This is a genomic window from Rathayibacter sp. Leaf248 (assembly GCF_920939495.1).
In the GTDB taxonomy this organism is placed as follows: domain Bacteria; phylum Actinomycetota; class Actinomycetes; order Actinomycetales; family Microbacteriaceae; genus Rathayibacter; species Rathayibacter caricis.
Genome location: NZ_CAKLAV010000001.1, coordinates 751451 through 775996, shown reverse-complemented (window position 1 = coordinate 775996; position 24546 = coordinate 751451). Strand labels below are relative to the sequence as shown.

The following is a 24546-nucleotide window of genomic DNA, read 5'->3' as shown; positions in this document are numbered from 1 at the left end:
CTCAGCGCACGCGCTTGAGCAGCGCCCAGAAGGTCTCGACGATCGAGCCCATGTCGACCGAGTCGTCCAGGAGCCACTGCACCTGCAGTCCGTCGGACAGGGCGATGATCATGCGCGCGGCGGTCTCGGGGTCGACGTCCTCGGCGATGAGGCCCTCGTTCTGGTCCTCGCGCACCCGTGACGCGAGCGTCTCGGTGACCGTGCGGTAGCGCTCGAGGAAGAACGGGTGCGCGGGGTGGGACTGGTCCGTCCCCTCGGCCGAGAGCGTGGCGTAGAGGTGGACGAGGCCGGGCACGTCGCTGTTGTGCCGGATGAGCCGCACCAGCTGCTCGATCGCGGCATCGCCGGTGCGCCCCAGGTCGTAGGCGGCGCTGTCGAGCTCGTCGCGCTTGCGGAGGACCTCGGCGAAGAGCTCCTCCTTCGAGTCGAAGTAGTGCAGGAGACCCGCCTGCGTGAGGCCCACCGCCTCCGAGATCTCTCGCAGCGAGGCCTTCCGGTACCCCTGGCGCGAGAACACCTCGAGTGCGGTCTGCAGGATCTCCTCGCGCTTGGCGACACCCTTGGCGTAGCTCCCCTTGCTCGGCATGGCTAAAGCGTACGGGGCGTCGCAGGGCGAGCGGTGCGCAGGCGCCGGTGCCGGCGTCAGGTGCGGCGAACGGATGTTCACCGCTCCCGTGCGGTTCGTGCAACCTGGGAATCCACCGAGATTGAATGAGCGGGCTCCTCAGGTTCGACGATCCAGCGGAGTCGCTCGCCGTCGAGAGGAGTGCGGCAGCGGCTCCGACGGCGGGGAGGGCCGTTCGCCCGTCGCCCGGCGGTGGTGTCCCTCGACGTCGAGACACTCCCTCTCGACGTCGACAGACCTCCTGCACGCGGGCGTCGAGACGGGCTCGCCGACGGCCCGCGGAAGGGTGTCGTCGGAGGGGGCCCAGGGGCCGCACATCCGCTCCAGTACTGGGATCCGAGGCCGTCCGGCCCTCGTCGCCGACCTAGGCTCGGGGCCGTGAACGAACTCCTGGATCCGCTCCTGCTGTCGAGGTGGCAGTTCGGCCTGACGACGATCTACCACTTCCTCTTCGTGCCGCTGACGATCGGCATGGCGCTCACCGTCGCGATCTTCCAGACCGCCTGGGTGCGCACCTCGAAGATCCACTACCTGCAGCTCACCAAGTTCTTCGGGAAGCTCTTCCTGATCAACTTCGCCATGGGCGTGGTCACCGGCATCGTCCAGGAGTTCCAGTTCGGCATGAACTGGAGCGACTACTCCCGTTTCGTCGGCGACGTGTTCGGCGCTCCGCTGGCCTTCGAGGGGCTGCTCGCGTTCTTCCTCGAGGCGACGTTCATCGGCCTCTGGATCTTCGGCTGGGACAAGCTGCCCGAGAAGCTCCACCTCGCGACCATCTGGCTCACCTCGCTCGGCACGACGCTCTCGGCCTACTTCATCATCGCCGCGAACGCGTTCATGCAGAATCCGGTCGGCTTCCGGATCAACGAGGCGAAGGGCCGCGCCGAGCTGACGGACATCTGGGCGCTGCTCACGAACAAGGTCGCGCTCGCCGCGTTCCCGCACACGATCTTCGCCTGCTTCATGGTCTCGGCCGCGGTCATCATCAGCGTCGCCGCCTACCACCTCTCGCGCAGCCAGCACCTCGAGACCATGCGCCCGGCGCTGAAGTTCGGCGCCTGGATGATGCTCGTCAGCGGCGGACTCACCCTCCTCACCGGAGACCAGCTCGGCCTCGCCATGGTCGACACGCAGCCGATGAAGATGGCCGCGGCCGAGGCGCTCTACCGCACCTCGACCGGCGTCGACGCCTCGTTCTCGGTCTTCACCTGGGGCACGCCCGACGGCTCCAGCGAGCTGTTCTCGATCCGCATCCCCTACCTGCTCTCCTTCCTCTCGACCCACACCTTCACCGGCACCGTCGAGGGCATCAACGACCTGCAGGCGCAGTACGAGCAGGTCTACGGCCCCGGCGACTACACGCCGATCATCTGGGTCACCTACTGGTCGTTCCGCTGGATGATGGCGCTCGGCGTCCTCGCCATCGGCGTCGCCGCCGCCGGCCTCTGGTTCACCCGCAAGGGCCGCGAGCCGAAGCAGTGGATGTGGAGGATCGCGATCTGGGCCGCTCCGCTGCCCCTCTTCGCGATGATCGTCGGCTGGGTCTTCACCGAGATGGGCCGCCAGCCGTGGCTGGTCTTCGGCCTGCTGAAGACGGCCGACGGCGTCTCTCCCGGCGTCAGCGGAGTCGAGGTGCTGATCTCGCTCCTCTCCTTCACCGCCATCTACGGCGCTCTCGCCGTCGTGGAGTTCCGGCTCATCAAGCGCGCGGCCCAGGCCGGACCCGACGACGCTCCCGAGGTCGACGAGGAGAGCGGTCGCCCGCAGCTCGTCGGCACCGTCTACTAGGAGGCACCCGTGGATCTCCCCACACTCTGGTTCTGGATCGTCGCCGCGTTCTTCATCGGCTACTTCGTCCTCGACGGCTTCGACTTCGGCGTCGGCATGTCGCTCCCGTTCCTCGGTCGCGACGACACCGACCGCCGCGTGCTGATCAACACGATCGGCCCGGTCTGGGACCTCAACGAGACCTGGGTCATCGTCGCGGGCGCGGCCATGTTCGCGGCGTTCCCGGAGTGGTACGCGACGCTCTTCAGCGGGTTCTACCTGCCGTTGCTGCTGATCCTGCTCGCGCTGATCGCGCGCGGCGTCTCGTTCGAGTACCGCCACCAGCGTCCGGAGGCGCAGTGGAAGTCGCGGTTCGACCGGATGATCGTGGTCGGCTCGGCGCTGCCCGCGTTCCTCTGGGGAGTCGCCTTCGCGAACATCGTGCAGGGCGTGCCGCTGGACGCCGACCACAACTACATCGGCACGGTCTTCGACCTGCTCAACCCGTACGCGCTCCTGGGCGGACTGACGACCCTCCTGCTGTTCTTCACCCACGGAGTGGTCTTCGTCTCGCTCAAGACGGACGGAGAGATCCGCGAGCGGGCGCGACGGCTGGCGACGAAGGCGGGGCTCGTGACCATCGTGGTCGCGGCGGTGTTCCTCGCCTGGACGAACCTGCAGTCGGGCAACGGCCCCTCGTGGCTGCTCTCCCTCGCCGCTGCCGGCGCGCTGATCCTGGCGTGGCTCGCGAACATCCGGGGAAGGGAGGGACGCGCGTTCGCGCTGCTCGCCGGCACGATCGCCCTCGCGGTGCTCGCGCTGTTCACCACGCTGTTCCCGGCGGTCATGCCCGCGTCCAACGACATCGCGAACAGCCTCACGATCGAGAACGCCTCGAGCACCCCGTATACGCTGACGGTCATGAGTTGGACCGCCCTGGTGTTCGTGCCGCTCATCGTCGGCTACCAGGCCTGGACCTACTGGATCTTCCGCAAGCGCATCACCCGGACGCAGATCCCGGTGGACGCGCACTGACGTGACCGCCCCTCGTCCGTGAAGCCCCTCGATCCGCGGCTGCTCCGCTACGCCCGCGCCGCACGCCTGTTCCTCGTGCTCGGCGGCGCCCTCGCGCTCGCCCGCACGCTGGGCACGATCGCGTTCGCGTGGCTGGTCGCGCAGCTCGTGTCGGGAGCGGTCGACGGGCGCTCGGCCCGGGAGCTCGCTCCGCTGCTCGGCGCGCTGCTCGCCGTGATCGCCGCGCGGGCGGCCCTGGCGTGGGCGACCGAGGTGAACGCGGTGCGCGGCGGAGTGGGGGCCAAGGCGCAGCTGCGCGCGGCGGTGCTCGAGGCCCTCGTGGCGCTCGGTCCGTCGGGGCGGCCGGCCGGCGGCTCCGGCGGTGTCGTCGCGCTGCTGGGCGGCGGGCTCGACGCGCTGGACGGCTACTTCGCCCGCTACCTGCCGCAGCTGATCGCGACGGCGGTCACGACTCCGATCCTCGTCGGGGTGGTGCTGCTCGCGGATCCGCTCAGCGCGCTGTTCCTGATCGTGACGCTGCCGCTCATCCCGGTCTTCATGATCCTGATCGGCTGGGCGACGCAGGCGGTGCAGAAGCGCCAGTGGGATCGGCTCCAGGCGCTCGCGTCGGGGTTCGTCGACACGGTCGGCGGACTCGCGACGCTCAAGATCTTCGGCCGGGCCGAGCGCCAGTCGGCGCGGATCCGCACGCTGACGGAGGACTACCGCGTGCACACGATGAAGGTGCTGCGGGTGACCTTCGTGAGCGGATTCGTGCTCGAGCTGGCCGGGTCTCTCTCGGTCGCCCTCGTCGCGGTCTCGATCGGCCTGCGGCTGGTCGACGGCTCGCTGGCGCTGGCGGTCGGGCTCTTCGTGCTCGTGCTGGCGCCGGACGTGTTCCTGCCGGTCCGCCAGGTCGGCGCCGAGTTCCACGCGGCGGCGGACGGCGTGCAGGCGGCGGACGAGGCGTTCGCGGTGATCGAGCGGGCGGCACTGCTGCCCGCGGTGGCCGGAGGCACGGCGACGCGCGGCGACCTCGAGGTGCGCGGCGTCTCGGTCGACGACGGCTCGGGCCGCGTGCTCGCGCGGGTCGACGCGACCTTCGCCGTCGGCACGATCACCGCGGTCACCGGAGCGAGCGGCTCGGGCAAGTCGACCCTCCTCGCGGTCCTCGCCGGGTTCGTGGCCGCCGAGGGGACCGTGCTGCTCGGCGGGGAGCCGGTCGCGCCCGCCGCCGTCCGCGACCGGATCGCCTGGGCGGGGCAGCGCGCCGATCTGCTGCCGGGCACGGTCGCCTCGAACGTCACTCTGGGCGCGCGATCGGTCGATCCCGCGCTCCTCGACCGCGCACTCCGGCTGGCCGCCGTGGACGTCGATCCGACGCGCCGCGTCGACGCGGAGGGCACCGGGCTCTCGGGGGGTCAGAGCGCGCGCGTCGCCGTCGCCCGCGCGATCCACCGGCTGCTCGAGCGCGATGGCGCGCTGCTCCTGCTCGACGAGCCGACAGCGGCGCTGGACGACGCGACGGAGCGGCGGCTCCTCGCGGGGCTCCGTGCGCTGGCCGACGAGGGCGCGACCCTGATCGTCGCCACGCACCGCCCCGCCACGATCGCCGCCGCCGACGCCGTGCTCGCGCTCTCGAGTGCCGAGGCGGTGCTCCGGTGAGGCGCGCCGACGTCCTCCGCGCCGCGATGCCGCCGGCCCGCCGCTTCCTCCCCGGACTCTCGTTCGGACTGCTCTCCTCGGCCTCGGTCGTCGCCCTGCTGGCGTGCTCGGCCTGGCTGATCGTCCGCGCGGCGGAGCAGCCGCCCATCCTCTTCCTGTCGATGGCGGTCGTCGGGGTGCGCGCCTTCGCGCTCGCGCGCGCGTTCTTCCGCTACCTCGAGCGGCTCAGCGGCCACGACGCGGCGTTCCGCGCGCTCGCGGAGCTGCGGGCGGGCGTCTACGAGCGGCTCGTCCCGGTCGCTCCCGACGGACTCGGCCGCGTGCGCCGCGGAGACCTCGTCTCGCGGGTCGTCGCGGACGTCGATGCGCAGCAGGACGTGCCGCTGCGGATCGTGCAGCCGCTCGTCGTGGCGCTCGTCGTGTCGACTCTCGCAGTGGTGGGCGTCTGGCTCCTGCTCCCGGCCGCCGGGGTCGTGCTCCTCGCGCTCCTCCTGCTGGCGTTCGGGGCGGGAGCGGTCGGCTCCGGTCTCGTGTCGGCGCGCGCCGACCGCGAGCTCGCGCCGCTGCGCGGAGAGCTGGCCGAGCGCCTCAACCTCCTCGTCACCCGTCTCGACGTGCTGATCGCGTTCGATGCGGCCGACCGGGCCGTGGCCGACGTGGCGGAGGCGGAGGAGGCGCTCACCCGTGCCGCCCGCCGCCGGGCCGCGTCGGCGGGCCTCGCCGCCGCGGTGCTCGCGCTCTGCTCGGGAGGCGCGGTGTGGGCGTCGCTGGCCCTCGGCATCCCCTCGATGGACGCCCTCGGCGGGCCGGCGCTGGGCGTCCTCGCCCTGGTGCCGCTCGCCGTCTTCGAGGTGGCCGCCGCCGCCCCGCTCGCCGTGCAGTCGGCGCGCACCGCGCGCTCGAGCGCTCAGCGCCTCGCGGACCTCGACCGCGAGGCGTCGTCACCCGCCCTCGCGGCCGACGCTGACGTCGATCCGCTCGCCCCCGACCCGCACGGATCGGATCTCGTGCTGCAGGACCTCTCGGTGTCCTGGCCCGGCTCCCCGGCCCCGGCGCTCGCGCACGTGTCGCTCGAGCTGCGAGCGGGCGAGCGGATCCTCGTGACCGGCGCGAGCGGATCCGGCAAGACCACGCTCGCGCACGCCCTCGTGCGCTTCCTCGACTACTCCGGCTCGTACCTCGTCGGCGGAGTCGAGGCGCGGACGCTCCCGCAGGCCCGGGTGCGCCGGCTGGTCGGCCTCGTCGAGCAGCAGCCCTACCTGTTCGACGACACGATCCGGCAGAACCTGCTCTTCGCGCGGCCCGCCGCCGACGAGGAGGAGCTCCTGTCGGTGCTGGACCGTGTCGGGCTCGGTGGGTGGACCGCGTCCCGCGGAGGGATCGACGCACGGGTGGGGGAGCGCGGCTCCCTCGTGTCCGGCGGGCAGGCGCAGCGCCTCGCCCTCGCGCGGGCGCTGCTGGCCGACTTCCCCGTGCTGGTGCTGGACGAGCCGACCGCCTCGGTCGACGCTCCGGTCGCGGATGCGCTGCTCGCCGATCTGCTCGCCGCGGCGCGGGGCCGCACGGTCGTCCTGATCGCGCACCGCGTGGATCCGTCGTTCGTGTTCGACCGGCGCGTCGCCGTGACCGACGGGACCGCCGTCAGCTCCTGACGCGCGCCACAGCTCGGGCGAGCATCCCGCCCTCGTCGGCCCACCGGTCGAGCACCGCGTCCATCCGCCGTCGTGCTCGGTCGTCGAGGGCGGCGCGCAGCGGGCGCACGACGTCGGCCGCGAGAGGATCGACGAGCTCGGGCACGCGCCCGTCGCGGACGAAGCCCTCGAGCCGGGTGAGGTCCGACGCGCGCAGGAGCGCGACGCGCGTCTGGAGCAGGACGACGGCCGCGAGGCGGTGCTCGAAGACGGGCGGGTCCCAGAGCTCCGAGGAGAGCGCGGTGACGTCGTCGTGCGTCAGGCCGCGGAACTTGTTCAGCGCGTCGCGGACGCCGCCGCGGACGGCGCCGACGGACGCCCCGGTCGCGTCGAGGCCGTGACCGAGCCGCTCGCGCACGTCCTGCGCCCGCCACTGATCGCCCTCGTAGGCGAGCACCTGGCGGAGGAAGTCACCGGGCCCGCTCATCGCGCCCGGGCCGGAGGAGTTCCCGGCACCTCCGCGCACGCGGTCGATCGCAGGACCCGCGTCGGGATGCCCGCGGCCGGGACGCCGCGGACGGACGTCGTCGGGGAGGAGCGTGCCACACCTCCATCCTGCCCGAGGGACGCGCGGCACGGCGGGCCCGGCACTCCGAGCCCGCCGTGTCGGGATCAGAGACCGCGGCTCGCCCAGACCGCCCGGTTCCGGCCGTCGTACTGCACGAGGTTGCCGTCGTTCTGCATGACCAGGCGGAACGGCGCCAGTGCTGGGCCCACGTTCACGAAGTAGCGCGGGGACGCCAGCCAGAACGCGTTCGGGCCCCATCCACTGACCGTGAGGGTGCCGTCCGCACCCATCACGAACCGCGACGGGGAGAGAGCGTCGCTCGCCGATCGGGTCCCGGTCCACCAGGTCGGGCCACCCGGTCCGGAGACGACGAAGTTCCCGTCGGCCTGCATCACGGAGCGCCAGGCGCCGTTGGAGGAGACCAGCGCCTCGTCCTTCCCCAGCGCCCCCGACCCCGAGAGGGTGTCGGTGGTGACCGGCGGCCGACTGGTCCAGACGACTCCTGCTGCGCCCTGCAGAACGAGCGCGCCGTCGTTCCCCAGGATCAGGACGGCGCCCGGATTGCCGCTGGTCACGGTGGTCCACCTCACCGAGCCGTCCGCTCCGTAGATCACGACGTTGCCGTCGGTCTGCATCGCGAGCCGACTGCCCGACCCGGACGTGCCCGTCGACCATCGCGGACCCCCAGGGCCGTAGACGACGAAGTTGCCGTCCGCCTGCATCACGGCCTCGAACCGGCCGTCGGGCGACGAGAGCCGTGTGCCCGACGTCAGGACGTCGCCGCCCTCGAGCCGGTCGAGTGCCGGTGCGGCGATCAGGCCGCCGACGCTGGTCGCCCAGGCAGGAGAGCCGTCCGCGCGGTAGACGACGAGATTGCCGTCGTCCTGGACCGTCAGGACGGCGCCCGGCAGTCCGCTCGTCCCCGTGAACCAGACGGGGCGGTCGTCGGCGTCGTAGACCACGACATTGCCGTCGTTCTGCATCGCGAGGTGATCGCCGCGCCCCTGGGTGCCGCTGCTCCAGATCGCGCCGGCGCCGATGCGGTAGACCACCGCGTTGCCGTCGGTCTGGAAGACGAACTCGAACACCCCGTTCGTCGAGACGAGGCGCTCGCCGCGAGCGAGTTCCTCGCCGCCCACGAGCGCGTTGACGACGGTCTCGGAGGCGCGTGCGGCTTCGGCGTCCGCCACCACGGCCGAGTCGCCCGTCGAGGGGACGGCCGGAGCGTCGTGGGAGTAGGAGAGCGGACCGGACTCCGCCGCGAGCGCGGGAGGGGCGCCGAGGAGCAGAGCCCCGCTCGCGAGGATGGCGGTGATCCTCCAGGCGTGGGTACGGACGGAAGGTGCAGGGGTCATCGACGGTCCTTCTCGGAAGACGGCGGGTGGGTCCTGCGCAGACTGCCACACGCGGCCCGCGGGGACGAGCGCTGCGCGGGAACCGGGGCGATGTCGTCGCCCGAGGGCGGCACGGTGCTCGACGTCAGGGGAGGGGGCGACGCAGTGCGTCCAGGCGACGGCGCCAGGAGTCGAGCCGGCCCGGCTCCGCGGCGAGCGCCGGTCCGCCGACCCACGAGGTCGCCAGGCGCGCGCCGTGCAGCGCGTTGACGACCCAGACCTCGCGGCCGTCGAGCGACTCCGGCTCGGTCGGCGCCTCGAGCACGTCGACGCCGAGCGCGCCCGCGAGCACCGAGATCGTGCGGGCGGTGACGCTGCGCACCCGGGGGCTCGTGGGCGGAGGGAGGACGAGGGTGTCGCCGAGCCACCACAGGACCGCGCTGGTCGCGCCGTCGAGGATCGCGCCGTCCGCGTCGAGGAGCACCGCCTCATCGGCTCCGTTCGCGATCGCCCGCTGCCGCAGCAGCGCAAGACGGGCGATGTCGGGTCCCTTCCACTCCGGCACCCGCCGCGGATCCACGGGACTCGTCCACAGCACGACCGAGCGGGTGCGCGGCGGTGCCGATCGCAGGCGCAGGTGCAGTCCGGCGGAGTCGAGCTCGACGCGGGGGAAGTGGTCGCCGGTGCGGGGGAGCGCGGCGACGGAAGCGTCGAAGAACGCGCCCGCGTCGTCCGGCCCGTCCGCCGCCCGGACGGCGTCGAGGAAGCGCTCGCGGTGCAGCTCGAGACCGCGCACGCGGCCGTCCGAGACGAGCCACGAGTCGGCGGCCAGCAGCGCCACCGTGCCGGGCTCGCGCGGGGAGGCGAGCTCCCGCCCGTTCCAGTCCCGCACCTGCTCGCCGTCCACGACGGCCTACGCTAGCCCAGTGGTCGGCGCCCTGCTCCCCGATGGCCTGCACGAGGTCGTCCTGCCGTGGGTCGACCCCGAGCGGGCGTTCCTCGCCCTCTACCGCGAGGCGGACGCCGCCTTCTGGCTCGACTCCGGCCCCGACGCGGTGGCGGGTCGCTCCTACCTCGGGTCCTGCCGCCCCTCCGACGCGATCGTCGTCGAGGCCGGCCACGACGTGTCCGCGGCACTCGCCCGGGTGGAGGCGGAATCGACCGGTCGCGACCGCGCGCTCGGTCGCTACGGCCACCTCTCCTACGAGGCGGGTGCGCCCTTCGTGTCCCTGCCCGCCGTCGGAGCGACCGAGGGCGATCCGCCCGCGCTGGTCCTGCTCCGCGGCGACCCCGTGCTCGAGTTCGACCACGCCGCCCGCACGCTGCGCGTCGTGGCGACGGCGGAGCGGCGAAGGGAGGCGGACCCCCTGGTCGCGGCCCTGGCGGCGCTCGCCGACGAGCCGCTGGGCGATCCCGCTCCCGCCGAGCCCGTGGCCTCCGTGCGGCGCCGGCACGACCGGGCCGCCTACTCCGCTCTCATCGCGCGCTGCCAGGCCGCGATCCACGCGGGCGACGCCTACCAGCTCTGCCTCACGAACGAGGTCGTCGTGGAGGGCCGGTTCGACCCGGTCGAGTGCTACCGGCGCCTGCGCCGCTCGAGCCCCAGCCACCACGGCGGGCTGATCCGCTTCGGGGGCCGGGCGCTCGTGAGCGCGTCGCCCGAGCGCTTCCTGACGCGTGACGCCGGCGGGCTCGCGGCCACGCATCCGATCAAGGGCACCCGGCCCCGCGGCCGCGACACCGCGGAGGACGAGGCCCTGCGCGCCGAGCTGTTGGCGAGCGTCAAGGAGCGCGCCGAGAACGTCATGATCGTCGATCTCGTCCGCAACGACCTCGCGCGCATCGCCGAGCCGGGCTCCGTCCGCGTCGACCGGCTGCTGGAGGTCGAGACCTACCCGCACGTGCACCAGCTCGTCAGCGAGGTGTCGGCGCTGCCCGCGGAGGGGATCGGCGTCGCCGCTCTGATCGCCGCGACGTTCCCGGCCGGCTCGATGACGGGGGCGCCGAAACGGCGGGCCGTGGAACTCCTCCGCGAGTGGGAGGGCGGACCGCGCGGTGTCTACTCCGGAGCCTTCGGCCGCCTCGGCTCTGACGGCTCGATCGACCTGGCCATGACCATCCGGAGCCTCGTGATCGAGCCCGAGCGAGCGCGCCTCGGCACCGGCGGCGGCATCACCGCACTCTCGGTGCCCGAGGAGGAGGTCGAGGAGACGCTGCTCAAGGCGCGCGCCCTGCTGGCAGTGCTCGGAGTGCCCCGCGAGGTCGCGGAGGATTCGTCGCCCGGTCGCTGAGGGCCAGTAGGGTTGTTCGTCGGACGCCGCCCCCGACGGGCGCTGCGCGTCCGATCCCACCCTGATGAAGTAGGACACACCTGTGGCAGACGAGACCTCCCAGCAGACCGGCGCGAACGACGAGGACCGCTACGACTTCCGCGCACTGCAAGAGAAGTGGCTCCCGATCTGGGAGGAGACCCGTCCGTTCTCGACGGACCTCCCCGACGACAAGCGCCCCCGCAAGTACGTGCTCGACATGTTCCCGTACCCCTCGGGCGACCTGCACATGGGCCACGCCGAGGCGTACGCGCTCGGCGACGTCATCGCGCGCTACTGGCGCCAGCAGGGCTTCAACGTGCTCCACCCGATCGGCTGGGACAGCTTCGGCCTGCCCGCCGAGAACGCCGCGATCAAGCGCGGCCTGAACCCCCGCACCTGGACCTACGACAACATCGAGCAGCAGAAGCGCTCGATGAAGCGCTACGCCGCGTCCTTCGACTGGGACCGCGTCATCCACACGTCCGACCCGGACTACTACAAGTGGAACCAGTGGCTGTTCCTGAAGATGTACGAGAAGGGCCTGGCCTACCGCAAGGACAGCTGGGTCAACTGGGACCCGGTGGACCAGACCGTCCTCGCGAACGAGCAGGTCCTCGCCGACGGCACGTCCGAGCGCTCGGGCGCCGTCGTGGTGAAGAAGAAGCTCACCCAGTGGTACTTCAAGATCACCGACTACGCCGACCGCCTGCTCGACGACCTCAACCAGCTCGAGGGCTCGTGGCCGTCGAAGGTCATCGCGATGCAGCGCAACTGGATCGGCCGCTCGATCGGCGCCGACGTCGAGTTCGAGATCGAGGGCCGCGACGAGCGCGTCACCGTGTTCACGACGCGTCCCGACACCCTCTACGGCGCGACGTTCATGGTCGTCGCCCCCGACTCCGATCTCGCGACCGAGCTGGTCGAGGGCTCCGAGCCGGAGCTGCGCGACGCGTTCCGCTCGTACCTCGAGAAGGTGCAGAAGTCGAGCGAGATCGAGCGCCTCACGGCCGACCGTCCGAAGACCGGCGTGTTCCTCGGCCGCTACGCGATCAACCCGGTGAACGGCGAGCGCCTGCCGATCTGGGCCGCCGACTACGTGCTCTCCGACTACGGCCACGGCGCGGTCATGGCCGTGCCCGCGCACGACCAGCGCGACCTCGACTTCGCCCGCGCCTTCGACCTGCCGGTCCGAGTCGTGGTCGACACCTCCGCGCCCGTCACCGGTGCGATCCCCGTGATCCCCGAGGACCCGGAGGAGCTCGCCGCTCTCGAGGCGCGCTACTCGGCCGACCCCGCGATCACCGGCGAGGCGCTGACCGGCGACGGCCGCCTGATGAACTCCGGCCCGCTCGACGGCCTCTCCAAGCGCACCGCGATCGAGCGCGTGATCAAGCTGCTCGAGGAGCGCGGCCGCGGCCGCTCGGCGAAGAACTACCGCCTCCGCGACTGGCTGATCTCGCGCCAGCGCTACTGGGGCACGCCCATCCCGATCATCCACGGCGAGAACGGCGAGCTGATCCCCGTTCCCGAGGACCAGCTGCCGGTGGTCCTGCCGCCGACCGAGGGACTCGACCTGCAGCCCAAGGGCTCGTCGCCGCTGGGCGCGGCGGAGGACTGGGTGAACGTGCCCAACCCGGTCGACGGCAGCCCCGCGCGCCGCGACCCGGACACGATGGACACGTTCGTCGACTCCTCCTGGTACTTCCTCCGCTTCCTGTCTCCGAACGACGACACGCAGGCGTTCGATCCGAAGCTCGCCGAGAAATGGGCGCCCGTCGACCAGTACGTCGGAGGCGTGACCCACGCGATCCTGCACCTGCTGTACGCGCGGTTCATCACCAAGGTGCTCTTCGACCTCGGCTACGTGTCCTTCACCGAGCCGTTCACGGCGCTGCTCAACCAGGGCATGGTGCAGATGGACGGCGCCGCGATGTCGAAGTCCAAGGGCAACATCGTGCGCCTGTCGGAGCAGCTCGACGAGTACGGCGTCGACGCCGTGCGCCTGACCATGGCGTTCGCCGGCCCGCCCGAGGACGACATCGACTGGGCCGACGTCTCGCCGTCGGGCAGCGCGAAGTTCCTCGCGCGCGCCTGGCGCCTCGCGAAGGACGTCACCTCGAAGCCCGACATCGAGTGGAAGAACGGAGACGCGGCGCTCCGCCGCCACACGCACCGCTTCCTCTCCGAGTCGCCGTCGCTGATCGAGGCGTTCAAGTTCAACGTCGTCGTCGCGCGACTGATGGAGCTCGTCAACGCGACCCGCAAGACGATCGACTCGGGTGCCGGAGGCGGCGACGCCGCGGTGCGCGAGGCCGCCGAGGTCATCGCGATGGCGCTCAACCTCTTCGCGCCCTACACGGCCGAGGACATGTGGAGCCGCCTGGGCTACCAGGGCCCCGTCGCGCACGTCGTCTGGCGCAAGGCCGACCCGACGCTGCTCGTCGAGGAGAAGGTCACCGCGATCCTCCAGGTCGACGGCAAGGTCCGCGACCGCCTCGAGGTGTCGCCCAAGATCTCGTCCGACGAGCTCGAGGAGAAGGCGCGGGCCACGGCCGGCGTCGCGCGTGCTCTCGTCGGCCGCGAGGTCGTCAAGGCGATCGTGCGGGCTCCGCGCCTGGTGAACCTGGTGACGAAGGCCGTGTAGCCCGTCCTCTCGAAGGGGCTCCTCCACAGCGGAGGAGCCCCTTCGTCGTCCACGGATCGTCGCGGTGCCGCCGCTCCGGGCCGCGTCGCGCTCCTACCGTTCTCGGATGCGGACGAGCGACGAGACGGACGACCTCGCCCTCCTGCTGCGCCCGCGGCGTCCCCGGGCGCGCTGGCGGATGGGGATGGGCGCCGCCGTCGTGCTCGTCCTCGCGGCGGCCGTGATCGCCGTGCTCCTGGCCGGGGCTCAGGCGAGCGGCAGGAGCCGCGTGCTGCCGGTGGCGTCGTCCGCCGGTACCGCGCCGCCCTCCGCGGCGGCCACGACCGGTCCGCCGACGCTCTACGTGCACGTCGCGGGGGAGGTCGTCGCTCCGGGGCTCTACCTGATGAAGGAGGGAGCACGCGTCGCGGACGCGCTCGCGGCGGCCGGAGGGCTGACCGAGGCGGCGGAGAGCGACGCGGTGAACCTCGCGCGACGGATCGTCGACGGGGAGCAGCTGATCGTGCCCGAGGTCGGTGCGGCCCCCGCGCCGGGAGCGGTTCCCGGTGCCGTCGCCGGCTCGGGCCCGATCAGCCTCAGCACGGCGACGGCCGCCCAGCTCGAGGAGCTGCCCGAGGTGGGTCCGGCGACCGCGGCGAAGATCATCGCCTACCGCGAGGCGAACGGTCCCTTCGCGTCCGTCGATCAGCTGCTCGAAGTCCCCGGGATCGGCGAGAAGACGCTCGAGGGCTTCCGCGACCAGGTGGCGCCGTGAGGGCGGCGGATCTGCGGCTGCTCCCGGTGGCGGTGCTGACCTGGACGGCGGCCGCGCTCTGCGGGCTGCTGCCCGTCTCGGTCGTGTCGGCCGCCGGTCCGGGGATTCTGCTCGCGGCCTGGGCCGCCGTCGCCCTCCTCCTCGCGCTCCTCGTCCTCCTCCCGGGTCGGCGGACGCTCCTCGCCGTCGTCGCGGTCCCGGCGGCGGGAGCGGCCCTCGCGATCACCGCGGTCGTCCTCTCGGCACCGGGGGCGCATCCGGAGCCGCTCGTCGAGGCGGCCGAACGGCGCACCCGGATCGCGCTCGAGATCCGGGTCGAGACCGCGGCGCGCCCGCTCGCGACGGGCGGCGTCTGGTTCGACGCCGTCGCGCTCTCGATCGACGCCGAGGAGATCGCCGCGCCCGTGAGGGTCTTCCTGGCGGAGCCGGGAGGGCGCGTCCCGGTCGGCTCCGAGCTCCTGCTGGAGGCACGGGCCGACGGCGGACCCCGGGACCCCGTGGGGGAGCGCACGCTCGTCACGGTGTCCGGGATCCTCGACCGGAGCGCGCCGACGGGGATCGCCGCCGTCGCGGAAGTGCTGCGCTCGAGCTTCCTCGAGCGCACGGCCGTCCTCGGCGGTGACGTGGCGGGTCTGCTGCCCGGTCTCGCGACGGGTGACACGACCGCGCTCACCGCCGACCTCGAGGAGGACATGCGAACGGCCTCCCTCACCCACCTGACCGCGGTCTCCGGCGCGAACTGCGCGGTCGTGGTCGTCGCCGGCTGGCTGCTGGCGTCGCTGCTCGGCGTGAACCGGCTCCTCCGCACCCTCAGCGCCCTGCTCGCCCTCGCCGCCTTCGTCGTCCTCGTCACCCCCGAGCCGAGCGTCGTCCGCGCGGCGACGATGGCGACCGTCGTGCTGCTGGCCCGTCTGGGGAGGCGGTCGGGAGCCGCGGTGCCGGCGCTGCTGGCGAGCGTCGTCCTGCTCGTGATCGCCGATCCGGCCATCGCGGGGAAGCTCGGCTTCGTGCTGTCGGTGCTGGCCACGGCCGGTCTGCTGCTGCTCGCGGAGCCGATCGCGCGCCGACTCGGCGAGGTGCTGCCCCGGCCCCTCGCACTCGTGCTCGCCGTGCCGACGGCCGCCCAGCTCGCCTGCCAGCCCGTCGTGCTGCTGGTGGACCCCACCGTCCCCGTCTACGGCGTCCTGGCGAACCTGCTCGCCGAACCGGCGGCTCCTCTCGCGACGGGGCTCGGACTGATCGGGTGCCTGCTCGCGCCGTGGTGGCCGTGGGGGGCCGATGCGGCCATCCGCTTCGCCGCGGTTCCGACCTGGTGGATCGCGTCGATCGCCCGCGCGGTGTCGAGCTGGCCGATGCCCCGGCTCGCCTGGTGGCCCGGGCTCGCCGGGGTGCTCGCCCTCACCGTGCTGACCGTCCTCGCGCTGCTCCTGCTGACGCGGACGCGTCGCCTCGCGGTGCTGCGCCGCGCGGTCGCGGCCGCGCTCGCCGCCCTGCTCGCGGGCACGGCGGCGGCCGGAGTGGCCACGCCGCTGCTGCGCTCCGGGTCCGTTCCCCAGGACTGGCGGGTCGCGATGTGCGATGTGGGCCAGGGCGACGCGATCCTCCTCCGGGGCGACGGGGGAGTGCTGCTGGTCGACACAGGGCCGCTCCCGGAGCGTCTCGACGCCTGCCTGTCCCTCCTCGGAGTCGACCGGATCGCCCTGCTCGTGCTGACGCACTACGACCTCGACCACGTCGGCGGGCTCGAGGCCGCCGCTCACCGGGTCGACTCCGCGCTCGTCGGTCCCTCCGCCGAGGCCGGCGACGAGCGCGACCGGGGCGTCCTCCGCGACGCCGGGGCGGAGGTGCGCGAGACGGAGCGGGGCGAGGAGGGTGCCCTGGGGTCGCTCCGCTGGCGGGTCCTCTGGCCGGAGCGGGGCAGCTCGCTGCGGGGGAACGCGGCCAGCGTGACCCTGCGCGTCGACATCGGCCCCGACTCGGTCGGCGGGCCCCTGTCGATCGCCCTGCTGGGCGACCTGGGGGCGGAGGAGCAGGGGCGCCTCGCGCGGCTGCCGATCGGACCCGTCGACGTGGTCAAGGTCGCGCACCACGGCTCGGCGGACCAGGCGCCCGCCCTCTACGACGCACTCGACGCCGGTGCCGGGCTCGTCTCGGTCGGTGCAGACAACGACTACGGGCATCCGGCGCCCTCGCTGCTGTCCCTCCTCGCCGAACGCGGGGTCGAGGCGCTGAGGTCGGACGTCGAGGGTACGGTCGTCCTGGCCTCGCGCAGCGACGGGATCGCGGTGTGGGCGAGCGGTCCGACGGCCGTCCCCGCCGCCTCGGGCGGGCACGGGCAGACCGTAGGGTGGAGGGCGCTCGATCGGGCGGGCGACGGAAGGACGACGGCATGGCAGGCAGAGCTCCCGCGCGCGCGAAGGCGGCGCCCTCGAAGGCGGCGATCCCGCAGCTCGCCTGGAACGAGACGAGGCCCGCCCCCGTCGTCCTGATCACCGGACCCGAGCAGTTCCTCGCCGATCGCGCGCTGCGCTTCCTCCGCGACTTCCTCCGCGCCGAGGATCCGAGCCTCGAGGTCAGCGACATCGACGCCGGCGGCTACGCTCCCGGTGAGCTCCTGACGCTCGCGAGCCCCTCCCTGTTCGACGAGCCGCGTCTGCTGCGCGTCTCGAACGTCGAGAAGTGCACCGACGCCTTCCTGATCGAGGCGGTGGAGTACCTGTCGTCGCCCGCAGACGGAGCGACCGTGGTGCTGCGGCACGGCGGCGGCAACCGCGGCAAGAAGCTGCTCGACGCGATCCGCTCGGGCGCGGGCGGCGGCATCGAGATCGTCTGCGCCGAGCTCAAGCGCGAGAGCGACAAGGTCGACTTCGCCGTCGCCGAGTTCCGCTCCGCCGGCCGAACAGCGACGACCGGCGCGGTCCGAGCCCTCGTGTCGGCCTTCTCGGACGACCTCGACGAGCTCGCCTCGGCGTGCCAGCAGCTGATCTCGGACGCCTCGGGCGAGATCACCGAGGCGACCGTCGCCCAGTACTACGGCGGCCGCGTCGAGACCACCGCGTTCACCGTCGCCGACGCCGCGATCGCGGGGCGGCACGGAGAAGCGCTGCTGGGCCTGCGCCACGCGCTGGCGTCCGGAGCGGACCCGGTGCCGATCGTGGCCGCCTTCGCGAGCAAGCTCCGCACCATGGCGAAGGTCGCCGGCTCCCGCGAGGGCTCCGGCCAGATCGCCTCGCGTCTCGGCCTCGCCCCCTGGCAGGTCGACCGCGCCCGCCGCGACCTGCAGGGCTGGACCGGCGACGGCCTCGGCACCGCCATCGAGACCGTTGCCGACGCCGACGCGAACGTCAAGGGCGGCGGCCGCGACCCCGTCTACGCCCTCGAGCGCATGGTCTCCGTCATCTCCGCCCGCGGCCTGCACAACTGACGGGGGGTCTCGGTACGCCCCTGCGGGGCTACTCGACCACCGGGTCCGGAGGCGGAGGCCCGGCGGCGCGCTGCTCCGTCCCCCCTCTTCTGCTGATCGAGTAGTCCGCGCAGCGGACGTATCGAGATCTCCGTCCTCCCGGAGTCGCCGGGTCTCGGTACGCCCCTGCGGGGCTACTCGACCACCGGGTACGGCGGCAGAGGCTCCGTTACGTGCTTCTCCGTCCCCTCGTGATCTGCTGATCGAGTAGTCCGCGCAGCGGACGTCTCGAGATCCCCGTCCTCCAGGACTCGTCGAGTCTCGAGACGCGCCTCCGGCGCCACCCGAAGGGTGGCCGCATCGTCCATCGAGCGCACCCCTCGACTTCCGCATCACCCCACGCCCCCGCAGGCGTACCCGACCCGCGCAGCGGGAGCCCTCCTCAACCAGCCTGCGCCCCCGCAGCGTCACCCTCGATCCGCGTGCGAGCGGATCGAGGTACGCGGAACGCAGGCCGCTCCTCCCACCGCGACCGCCTGCGAGAGCCGACCGCGCGACGAGCGACGAGGAACGAGGAGCTCGTCGACCGCGAAGCGGAAACGACGAAGGGCCCGGCCATCGGCCGGACCCTTCGTCGTTGCAGCGAAGCGCAGAACTACAGCGCCGCGACCTGCTTCGCGATGGCCGACTTGCGGTTCGCGGCCTGGTTCTTGTGGATGACGCCCTTGCTGGCGGCCTTGTCGAGCTTCTTGGCGGCGAACGCGAGGGCGGTCGCGGCCTGGGCGGCGTCGCCGGAGGCGATGGCGGTGTGCACCGAGCGGACGGCGGTCTTGAGCTGGCTCTTGACGGCCTTGTTGCGCTCGTTCGCCTTCTTGTTGGTGAGGTTGCGCTTGATCTGCGACTTGATGTTTGCCACGTGGATTACCTTTTCTCGAATGTGCGTGTGTGCAGCCGGCTACTCGTCGGAGTGCCCCTTCCGGGCGGCGCGGGCCGTCCCGGTGCGACTGGAGGTCGCCGGCTTCTGATCACTCCACACACGTGCCGGTGGTGGAGCGCAAGCCAACAAGGAACTTTAGCGCACCCGTCCTCCCGCTTCAACCGCGCCCCGCCGGGCGGAAGCGGGCAGGGGCGCGCTCGGGCGATACGGTGATCAGCGATGCCACGTCTCGCCGATCACATCCCCGCGGTGCCGCCGTCCGGCATCCGCCGCCTCTTCGAGATCGCCCTCCGTCTCGAGGGCGTCACCTTCCTCTGCGTCGGCGAGCCCGACGTGCCGACCGCTCCGCACATCATCGAGGCCGCGCGCGCCGCGTGGGCGGCCGACGACACGGATTACGGCCCCAACGGAGGCATCCCCGAGCTGCGGCGCGCGATCGTCGACAAGCTCGCCCGCGACAACGGGATCACGGCCGACGTCGAGCAGGTCTGGCTCACCGTCGGCGGCACGCAGGCGCTCTACCAGGCGATGACGCTGACGCTGCGCGCGGGCGACGAGGTCCTCGTCCCGGATCCGGGCTACACCACGTTCACCATGAATGCGCGGATGATCGAGGCCGTCCCGGTGCCGTACACGCTCCGTCCCGAGAACGGCTTCCTCCCCGACCTCGACGAGCTCGAGCGCATCGTCACCGATCGCACTCGCGTGATCATCGTGAACAGCCCGTCGAACCCGCTCGGAGTCGTGCTCCCGCGCCCGCTGCTCGAGCGCCTCCTCGACTTCGCCCGGCGGCACGACCTGTGGATCATCAGCGACGAGGTCTACGAGTACTTCACCTACGGACGCCCGCACACGAGCCTCGCGAGCATCGCGCAGGAGCTGGGCCACGACGACGACCGCGTCTTCAGCGTCTTCTCGTTCTCGAAGTCGTACGCGATGACCGGCGTGCGCGTCGGCTACCTCGTCACCCCGCCCGGGATGACCGCGACGATGGTCACCGTGCAGGAGGCGGCGATCAGCTGCGTCGCCTCTCCCGATCAGCGCGCGGCACTCGCCGCCCTGACCGGTCCGCAGGAGGCGGTGGCGGAGGCCTCCGCGCACTACCTCGCGAACCTGCGGCTCGCCACGGCGATCCTCGACGAGCGCGGTATCCGCTTCCGCGAGCCCGAGGGCGCCTTCTACCTCTGGATCGACATGTCGCACGCGACCGGCGGAGACGTCGCCTCGTGGGTCGAGGCGTTCCTCCTCGAGACGCTCGTCGCCGTCGCTCCGGGCAGCGCCTTCGGTCGCACGGGCGAGGGCTGGATCCGGATCTGCCTCGCGGCGGATCCGGCCGACATCGAGCACGGCCTGCGCACGCTGCCTGCTCCGGTCCGCCCGTGAGCGCGGAGGGGATCCTCGTGCGCCGCGTGCGCGAGGACGAGCACGCGGAGGTCTCGCGACTCCGCCTCGCCGCGTACGCCCACGACTACGCGCTGGGGGAGGAGTACGCGGCCGACGTCGCGGACGTCGCCCGGCACGACCGCGAGGGCGAGGTCTGGGTCGCCGAGGACCCCGACGGCCGGATCCTCGCGACCGTCACCACGGCGGCCCCCGGAGCGAACCTCTACTCCCTCGGCCGCCCCGGCGAGCTCGACTGGCGGCTGCTCGCGGTCGCCCCGGAGGCGCGCGGGCGCGGCCTCGGGCGCCTGCTCACCGAGTTCGTGGTGATGCTCGCGAGCGAGCGCGGCCTCGAGCGCGTCGTCATGAACAGCGGGACCGACATGGTCGCCGCGCACGCCCTCTACGAGAGCATGGGCTTCGTCCGCCTGGCCGAGCGCGAGAACCCGCCGGGCGTCGAGCCGACGCGCACCTACGGCCTCGACCTGTAGACCATCGAGGGAGCCCGTCACGGCGCCCGCCCGCCGCCGCACCCCGGCCGTGGGACAATGGCCCCACGATGTCTCCACGTGCACACCTCGGGCTCGAGCCCGCCGCGACCGATCCGGCGTCCATCCGCAACTTCTGCATCATCGCCCACATCGATCACGGCAAGTCCACCCTCGCCGATCGCATGCTCGGCATCACGGGCGTGGTCGAGGACCGTGCCATGCGCGCGCAGTACCTCGATCGGATGGACATCGAGCGCGAGCGCGGCATCACCATCAAGTCGCAGGCCGTGCGCATGCCGTGGGAGCACGAGGGCCGGACCTTCGCCCTCAACATGATCGACACCCCCGGGCACGTCGACTTCTCCTACGAGGTGAGCCGCTCGCTGGCCGCCTGCGAGGGCGCGATCCTCCTGGTCGACGCTGCGCAGGGCATCGAGGCGCAGACCCTCGCGAACCTCTACCTCGCGCTCGAGAACGACCTCACGATCATCCCGGTCCTGAACAAGATCGACCTCCCCGCCGCCGACCCGGACAAGTACGCGAAGGAGCTCGCGAGCCTCATCGGCGGCGACCCCGACGACGTGCTGCGCGTCTCGGGCAAGACGGGCATGGGCGTCGAGGCCCTCCTCGACCGCGTCACGCAGCTCATCCCGCCGCCCGTCGGCGACGCCGACGCCCCCGCGCGCGCCATGATCTTCGACTCGGTCTACGACGCCTACCGCGGAGTCGTCACCTACGTCCGCATGATCGACGGCAAGCTCTCGCCGCGCGAGAAGATCCAGATGATGTCGACCCGGGCGACGCACGAGATCCTCGAGATCGGCGTTTCCAGCCCCGAGCCGGTCGCCACGAAGGGCCTCGCGGTCGGCGAGGTGGGCTACCTGATCACCGGAGTGAAGGACGTCCGCCAGTCGAAGGTCGGCGACACGGTCACGACCGCGGCAAAGCCCGCGACGCAGGCGCTGCCCGGCTACACCGAGCCGCTCCCCATGGTCTTCTCGGGCCTCTACCCGATCGACGGCAGCGACTACCCCGACCTCCGCGAGGCCCTCGACAAGCTCAAGCTGTCGGACGCGGCGCTCGTCTACGAGCCCGAGACCTCCGTCGCGCTGGGCTTCGGCTTCCGCTGCGGCTTCCTGGGACTGCTGCACCTCGAGATCGTGACCGAGCGCCTCGACCGCGAGTTCGGCCTCGACCTCATCACCACGGCGCCCTCCGTCATCTACGAGGTGACCACGGAGGACAAGAAGACCGTCACCGTGACGAACCCGAGCGAGTTCCCCGGCGGCAAGATCGCCTCGGTCACCGAGCCGATCGTCAAGGCCGCGATCCTCGCGCCGAAGGACTACGTCGGCACGATCATGGAGCTGTGCCAGAGCCGGCGCGGCACCCTGATCGGCATGGAGTACCTCGGCGAGGACCGGGTCGAGATCCGGTACCACATGCCGCTCGGCGAGATCGTCTTCGACTTCTTCGACAACCTCAAGTCCAAGACCGCCGGCTACGCCTCGCTCGACTACGAGCCGGCCGGCGACCAGGAGGCCGACCTCGTCAAGGTCGACATCCTGCTCCAGGGCGAGCAGGTCGACGCGTTCAGCGCGATCGTGCACCGGGAGAAGGCCTACGCCTACGGGGTCCTCATGACCGGACGCCTGCGGAAGCTCATCCCGCGTCAGCAGTTCGAGGTCCCCATCCAGGCCGCGATCGGCGCCCGCATCATCGCGCGCGAGTCGATCAGCGCGATGCGCAAGGACGTCCTGGCCAAGTGCTACGGCGGTGACATCACCCGCAAGCGCAAGCTCCTCGAGAAGCAGAAGGAGGGCAAGAAGCGCATGAAGATGGTGGGCCGCGTCGAGGTGCCGCAGGAGGCGTTCATCGCCGCGCTCTCGGGCGACGTCGAGACCAAGGACAAGAAGTAGCGTTCTCCCTCCGCTTGTGTGACGTCCCCGGACGGGGGACGTTGCGGCCGCACCGGATACCCCGATAGCTTTCAGACGCCAGACGCGGCTGCAGGTCATCTGCACGGGGGGCTCGAGCGTCGATGGTCGGCCCTTCACCAATTCAACGGAGGGTGGGGACCGTGCAGCTCACGCGCGCGCAAGTCTCGAACAGGAACAGAGTGCGAGCGGCAGTAGCGCTCGCCGGAGTCGCGGCAGTGGCGGCGAGCACGCTCGCCGCGGCAGGACCGGCGGCCGCGATCAACCGGACGGTGCCGGTCTCGCCGTCGCCGTACGTGTGGTCGGACACGTACAAGTACTCGACCGCGCAGGTGGAGGCCGTGTCAGGGGACGCGACGACGCTCGACATCGTCCTGCCGTCGACCGCGAAGCCTGCGGCGTTCACCGAGTGGTCGCATCCCGCCTACGAGACCATCGGATGGGAGATCCAGGACGGCGACGGCATCCTCCTCTCGGGCGACTCCACGCTGAACGCGACGACGAACTCGATCACTCTGACCCTGGAGCAGCCACTCGGCTCCTTCGGCCTGCCCGGGGCCAAGATCTCCCTCTTCGACGCGGTAGGACCCGCCGCGGACGCCGTCGCTCCGCAGGGAGCCGCGACGAACACCGGCTTCATCCTCGACATCGACACCTTCGTGAGCGTCGCGGCACCTGGCGCGGGAGCCGACAACGTCATCGACCTGTCGACCTCCACCGCCGCCGCGAAGGTCAACGGCGGCATCTTCTGGGCGGGCGGAGGACGCCTGTCTCCCGTCGCCTCGGGTGACGCACTCGTGCTCGAATCCGGAGTCCCCGGGTTCTTCGACCTCCAGGGTGCCGGCGCGAAGGTGGGCATCGGAGCGAACCCCGACATCACCGCGCCGTTCACGGTCGACAGCGACGCGTCGGCGATCTCGGTCACGCCCCCGCAGTCCTTCTTCGACCGCTACGCCGGCCAGGTCGGCACCACGCCCGACGCCGGCCCCTCCGTCGTGATCACGGGTGTGAGCAAGGGCGACGAGCAGCCTGCAGGCTCCGTCGTGCGCGTGAAGGCCCCCCTCACCGTCGACGGCACCCCGGTCACCCCGCCGCCCGCCGGCGGGCCGACCGTCACCCGCCTCGCCGGCACCGACCGCCAGGGAACGGCCGTCGAGGTCTCCAAGTCGGTCTTCCGGACCCCCGGCGTCCCGGTCGTCTACATCGCCACCGGCTCGAACTTCCCCGACGCCCTCAGCGCCGGCCCGGCGGCGGCGAAGCAGGGCGGACCGCTCCTGCTCGTCGACACCGACTCGGTGAGCAAGGTCGTCACGGATGAGCTGACGCGCCTCGCGCCGAAGAACATCGTCGTGGTCGGCTCCGCGCTCAGCGTCAGCGACCGCCTCCTCGGCCAGCTCTCCGCCTACGCGCCGGCCGGCAAGACCGTGCGCATCGGCGGAGTGGACCGCTACGACACGTCCCGTCAGCTCATCTCGCGGGTCTTCTCGGGCGGTTCGTCCGACGCGTGGCTCGCCACGGGTGAGAAGTTCCCCGACGCCCTGAGCGCCAGCGCGGCGGCCGGCTCGTCCGACGCCCCGGTGGTCCTCGTCAACGGCGGACTGCCGTCGGCCGACGTGACGACGCAGCGGATCGTCTCGGGGCTGCGCGTGTCCGATCTGACCATCGCGGGCAGCGCGCTGTCGGTCAGCACCGGCATCGAGAACTCGCTCACCGTGGCGAAGAAGACCCGCATCGGCGGAACGGACCGCTACGACACGTCGGAGCAGCTCAACCGTGCCGCCTTCGGCAAGGCCAGGACGGCGTTCTTCGCGACCGGTGAGAAGTTCCCCGACGCCCTCGCGGGAGCGGCTGCGGCGGGCTACGCCAACGCGCCCCTGTTCGCCGTCCGGCCGGACTGCGTCCCGCAGGCCGTCCTGAACGACCTGAAGAACGCGGGAACGACGCGGGTCGTCCTGCTCGGCGGTGAGGGCACCCTGTCCGACGCCGTCGCGAAGCTCACGCCCTGCGCCTGAGTCGACTCCCCGGAGCCCGGGTCCTCTCTGCCGACGGCAGGAGGGCCCGGGCTCTTCCCGTGCATCGGGCCC

General features: G+C 72.2%; 18 protein-coding genes. 13 read left to right on the top strand and 5 right to left on the bottom strand.

The genetic code is table 11. The annotated features are described in order from the left end of the window. Position 1: 1 nt before the first annotated feature. Positions 2 to 586, bottom strand: coding sequence for a TetR/AcrR family transcriptional regulator (locus tag LRG51_RS03915; RefSeq protein WP_055792949.1), 585 nt, complete (start codon positions 584 to 586; stop codon positions 2 to 4). Positions 587 to 1003: 417 nt separating this feature from the next. Here LRG51_RS03915 and LRG51_RS03910 point away from each other — a divergent pair, with 417 nt between their 5' ends. From LRG51_RS03910 to cydC, 4 genes are read left to right on the top strand one after another with little or no spacing between them, the layout of a single operon-like run. Beyond that, positions 1004 to 2413, top strand: coding sequence for a cytochrome ubiquinol oxidase subunit I (locus LRG51_RS03910; RefSeq protein ID WP_230671273.1), 1410 nt, complete (start codon positions 1004 to 1006; stop codon positions 2411 to 2413). 9 nt (positions 2414 to 2422) lie between these two features. After that, positions 2423 to 3427, top strand: coding sequence for a cytochrome d ubiquinol oxidase subunit II (gene cydB, locus LRG51_RS03905; RefSeq protein ID WP_055792944.1), 1005 nt, complete (start codon positions 2423 to 2425; stop codon positions 3425 to 3427). A gap of 18 nt (positions 3428 to 3445) precedes the next feature. Further along, complete coding sequence (gene cydD, locus LRG51_RS03900; protein ID WP_230671272.1) at positions 3446 to 5071, top strand: thiol reductant ABC exporter subunit CydD; 1626 nt, start codon at positions 3446 to 3448, stop codon at positions 5069 to 5071. After that, complete coding sequence (gene cydC / locus LRG51_RS03895) at positions 5068 to 6723, top strand: thiol reductant ABC exporter subunit CydC (RefSeq protein ID WP_268788520.1); 1656 nt, start codon at positions 5068 to 5070, stop codon at positions 6721 to 6723. Before cydD ends, cydC begins: the two co-directional genes overlap by 4 nt. On the opposite strand, the gene LRG51_RS03890 is transcribed toward cydC, so the two are convergent. The 3 genes from LRG51_RS03890 to LRG51_RS03880 all read right to left on the bottom strand — a co-directional run bounded on the left by LRG51_RS03890 (position 6713) and on the right by LRG51_RS03880 (position 9511). Next, positions 6713 to 7189, bottom strand: coding sequence for a DNA alkylation repair protein (locus LRG51_RS03890; RefSeq protein WP_230671270.1), 477 nt, complete (start codon positions 7187 to 7189; stop codon positions 6713 to 6715). The genes cydC and LRG51_RS03890 overlap by 11 nt on opposite strands. Before the next feature lie 185 nt (positions 7190 to 7374). Then, positions 7375 to 8625: a hypothetical protein gene (locus tag LRG51_RS03885; protein ID WP_055792935.1), complete on the bottom strand. Its 1251-nt coding sequence runs from the start codon at positions 8623 to 8625 to the stop codon at positions 7375 to 7377. 124 nt (positions 8626 to 8749) lie between these two features. Continuing rightward, on the bottom strand, positions 8750 to 9511 hold the full coding sequence (locus LRG51_RS03880) for an aminotransferase class IV (RefSeq protein ID WP_230671269.1): 762 nt from the start codon (positions 9509 to 9511) through the stop codon (positions 8750 to 8752). A gap of 19 nt (positions 9512 to 9530) precedes the next feature. On the opposite strand from LRG51_RS03880, the gene LRG51_RS03875 reads away from it, so the two are divergent. The 5 genes from LRG51_RS03875 (at position 9531) to holA (ending at position 17738) form a co-directional block, all read left to right on the top strand. Then, the gene (locus tag LRG51_RS03875) at positions 9531 to 10895 is read left to right on the top strand and encodes an anthranilate synthase component I family protein (RefSeq protein WP_230671268.1); all 1365 of its coding nucleotides are present in this window, start codon (positions 9531 to 9533) and stop codon (positions 10893 to 10895) included. An 82-nt stretch (positions 10896 to 10977) separates the two neighbouring features. Continuing rightward, positions 10978 to 13560: a leucine--tRNA ligase gene (gene leuS / locus LRG51_RS03870; protein ID WP_055792932.1), complete on the top strand. Its 2583-nt coding sequence runs from the start codon at positions 10978 to 10980 to the stop codon at positions 13558 to 13560. A 106-nt stretch (positions 13561 to 13666) separates the two neighbouring features. Continuing rightward, positions 13667 to 14314, top strand: a complete 648-nt coding sequence (locus LRG51_RS03865; RefSeq protein ID WP_055793217.1) for a ComEA family DNA-binding protein — start codon at positions 13667 to 13669, stop codon at positions 14312 to 14314. Continuing rightward, positions 14311 to 16803 carry a ComEC/Rec2 family competence protein gene (locus LRG51_RS03860; RefSeq protein WP_230671267.1) on the top strand — a complete coding sequence of 831 codons (2493 nt, stop codon included), beginning with the start codon at positions 14311 to 14313 and terminating at the stop codon, positions 16801 to 16803. Before LRG51_RS03865 ends, LRG51_RS03860 begins: the two co-directional genes overlap by 4 nt. After that, entirely contained in the window at positions 16704 to 17738 is a 1035-nt protein-coding gene (holA, locus tag LRG51_RS03855; RefSeq protein ID WP_055792927.1) for a DNA polymerase III subunit delta, read from the top strand. The genes LRG51_RS03860 and holA overlap by 100 nt, the downstream gene beginning before the upstream one ends. Before the next feature lie 634 nt (positions 17739 to 18372). Here the strand turns inward: holA and rpsT are convergent. Then, positions 18373 to 18633, bottom strand: a complete 261-nt coding sequence (gene rpsT, locus LRG51_RS03850) for a 30S ribosomal protein S20 (protein WP_055792923.1) — start codon at positions 18631 to 18633, stop codon at positions 18373 to 18375. 240 nt (positions 18634 to 18873) lie between these two features. Here rpsT and LRG51_RS03845 point away from each other — a divergent pair, with 240 nt between their 5' ends. The 4 genes from LRG51_RS03845 to LRG51_RS03830 all read left to right on the top strand — a co-directional run bounded on the left by LRG51_RS03845 (position 18874) and on the right by LRG51_RS03830 (position 24474). Then, complete coding sequence (locus LRG51_RS03845) at positions 18874 to 20037, top strand: pyridoxal phosphate-dependent aminotransferase (protein ID WP_055792920.1); 1164 nt, start codon at positions 18874 to 18876, stop codon at positions 20035 to 20037. Further along, positions 20034 to 20525 (top strand): GNAT family N-acetyltransferase, encoded by a 492-nt coding sequence (locus LRG51_RS03840; RefSeq protein WP_055792917.1) that lies wholly within the window; start codon positions 20034 to 20036, stop codon positions 20523 to 20525. The genes LRG51_RS03845 and LRG51_RS03840 overlap by 4 nt, the downstream gene beginning before the upstream one ends. A 68-nt stretch (positions 20526 to 20593) precedes the next feature. Further along, positions 20594 to 22444: a translation elongation factor 4 gene (lepA, locus tag LRG51_RS03835; RefSeq protein ID WP_055792916.1), complete on the top strand. Its 1851-nt coding sequence runs from the start codon at positions 20594 to 20596 to the stop codon at positions 22442 to 22444. Between the two features lie 200 nt (positions 22445 to 22644). Then, positions 22645 to 24474, top strand: a complete 1830-nt coding sequence (locus LRG51_RS03830) for a cell wall-binding repeat-containing protein (protein WP_230671266.1) — start codon at positions 22645 to 22647, stop codon at positions 24472 to 24474. The last annotated feature ends 72 nt before the right edge of the window (positions 24475 to 24546 follow it).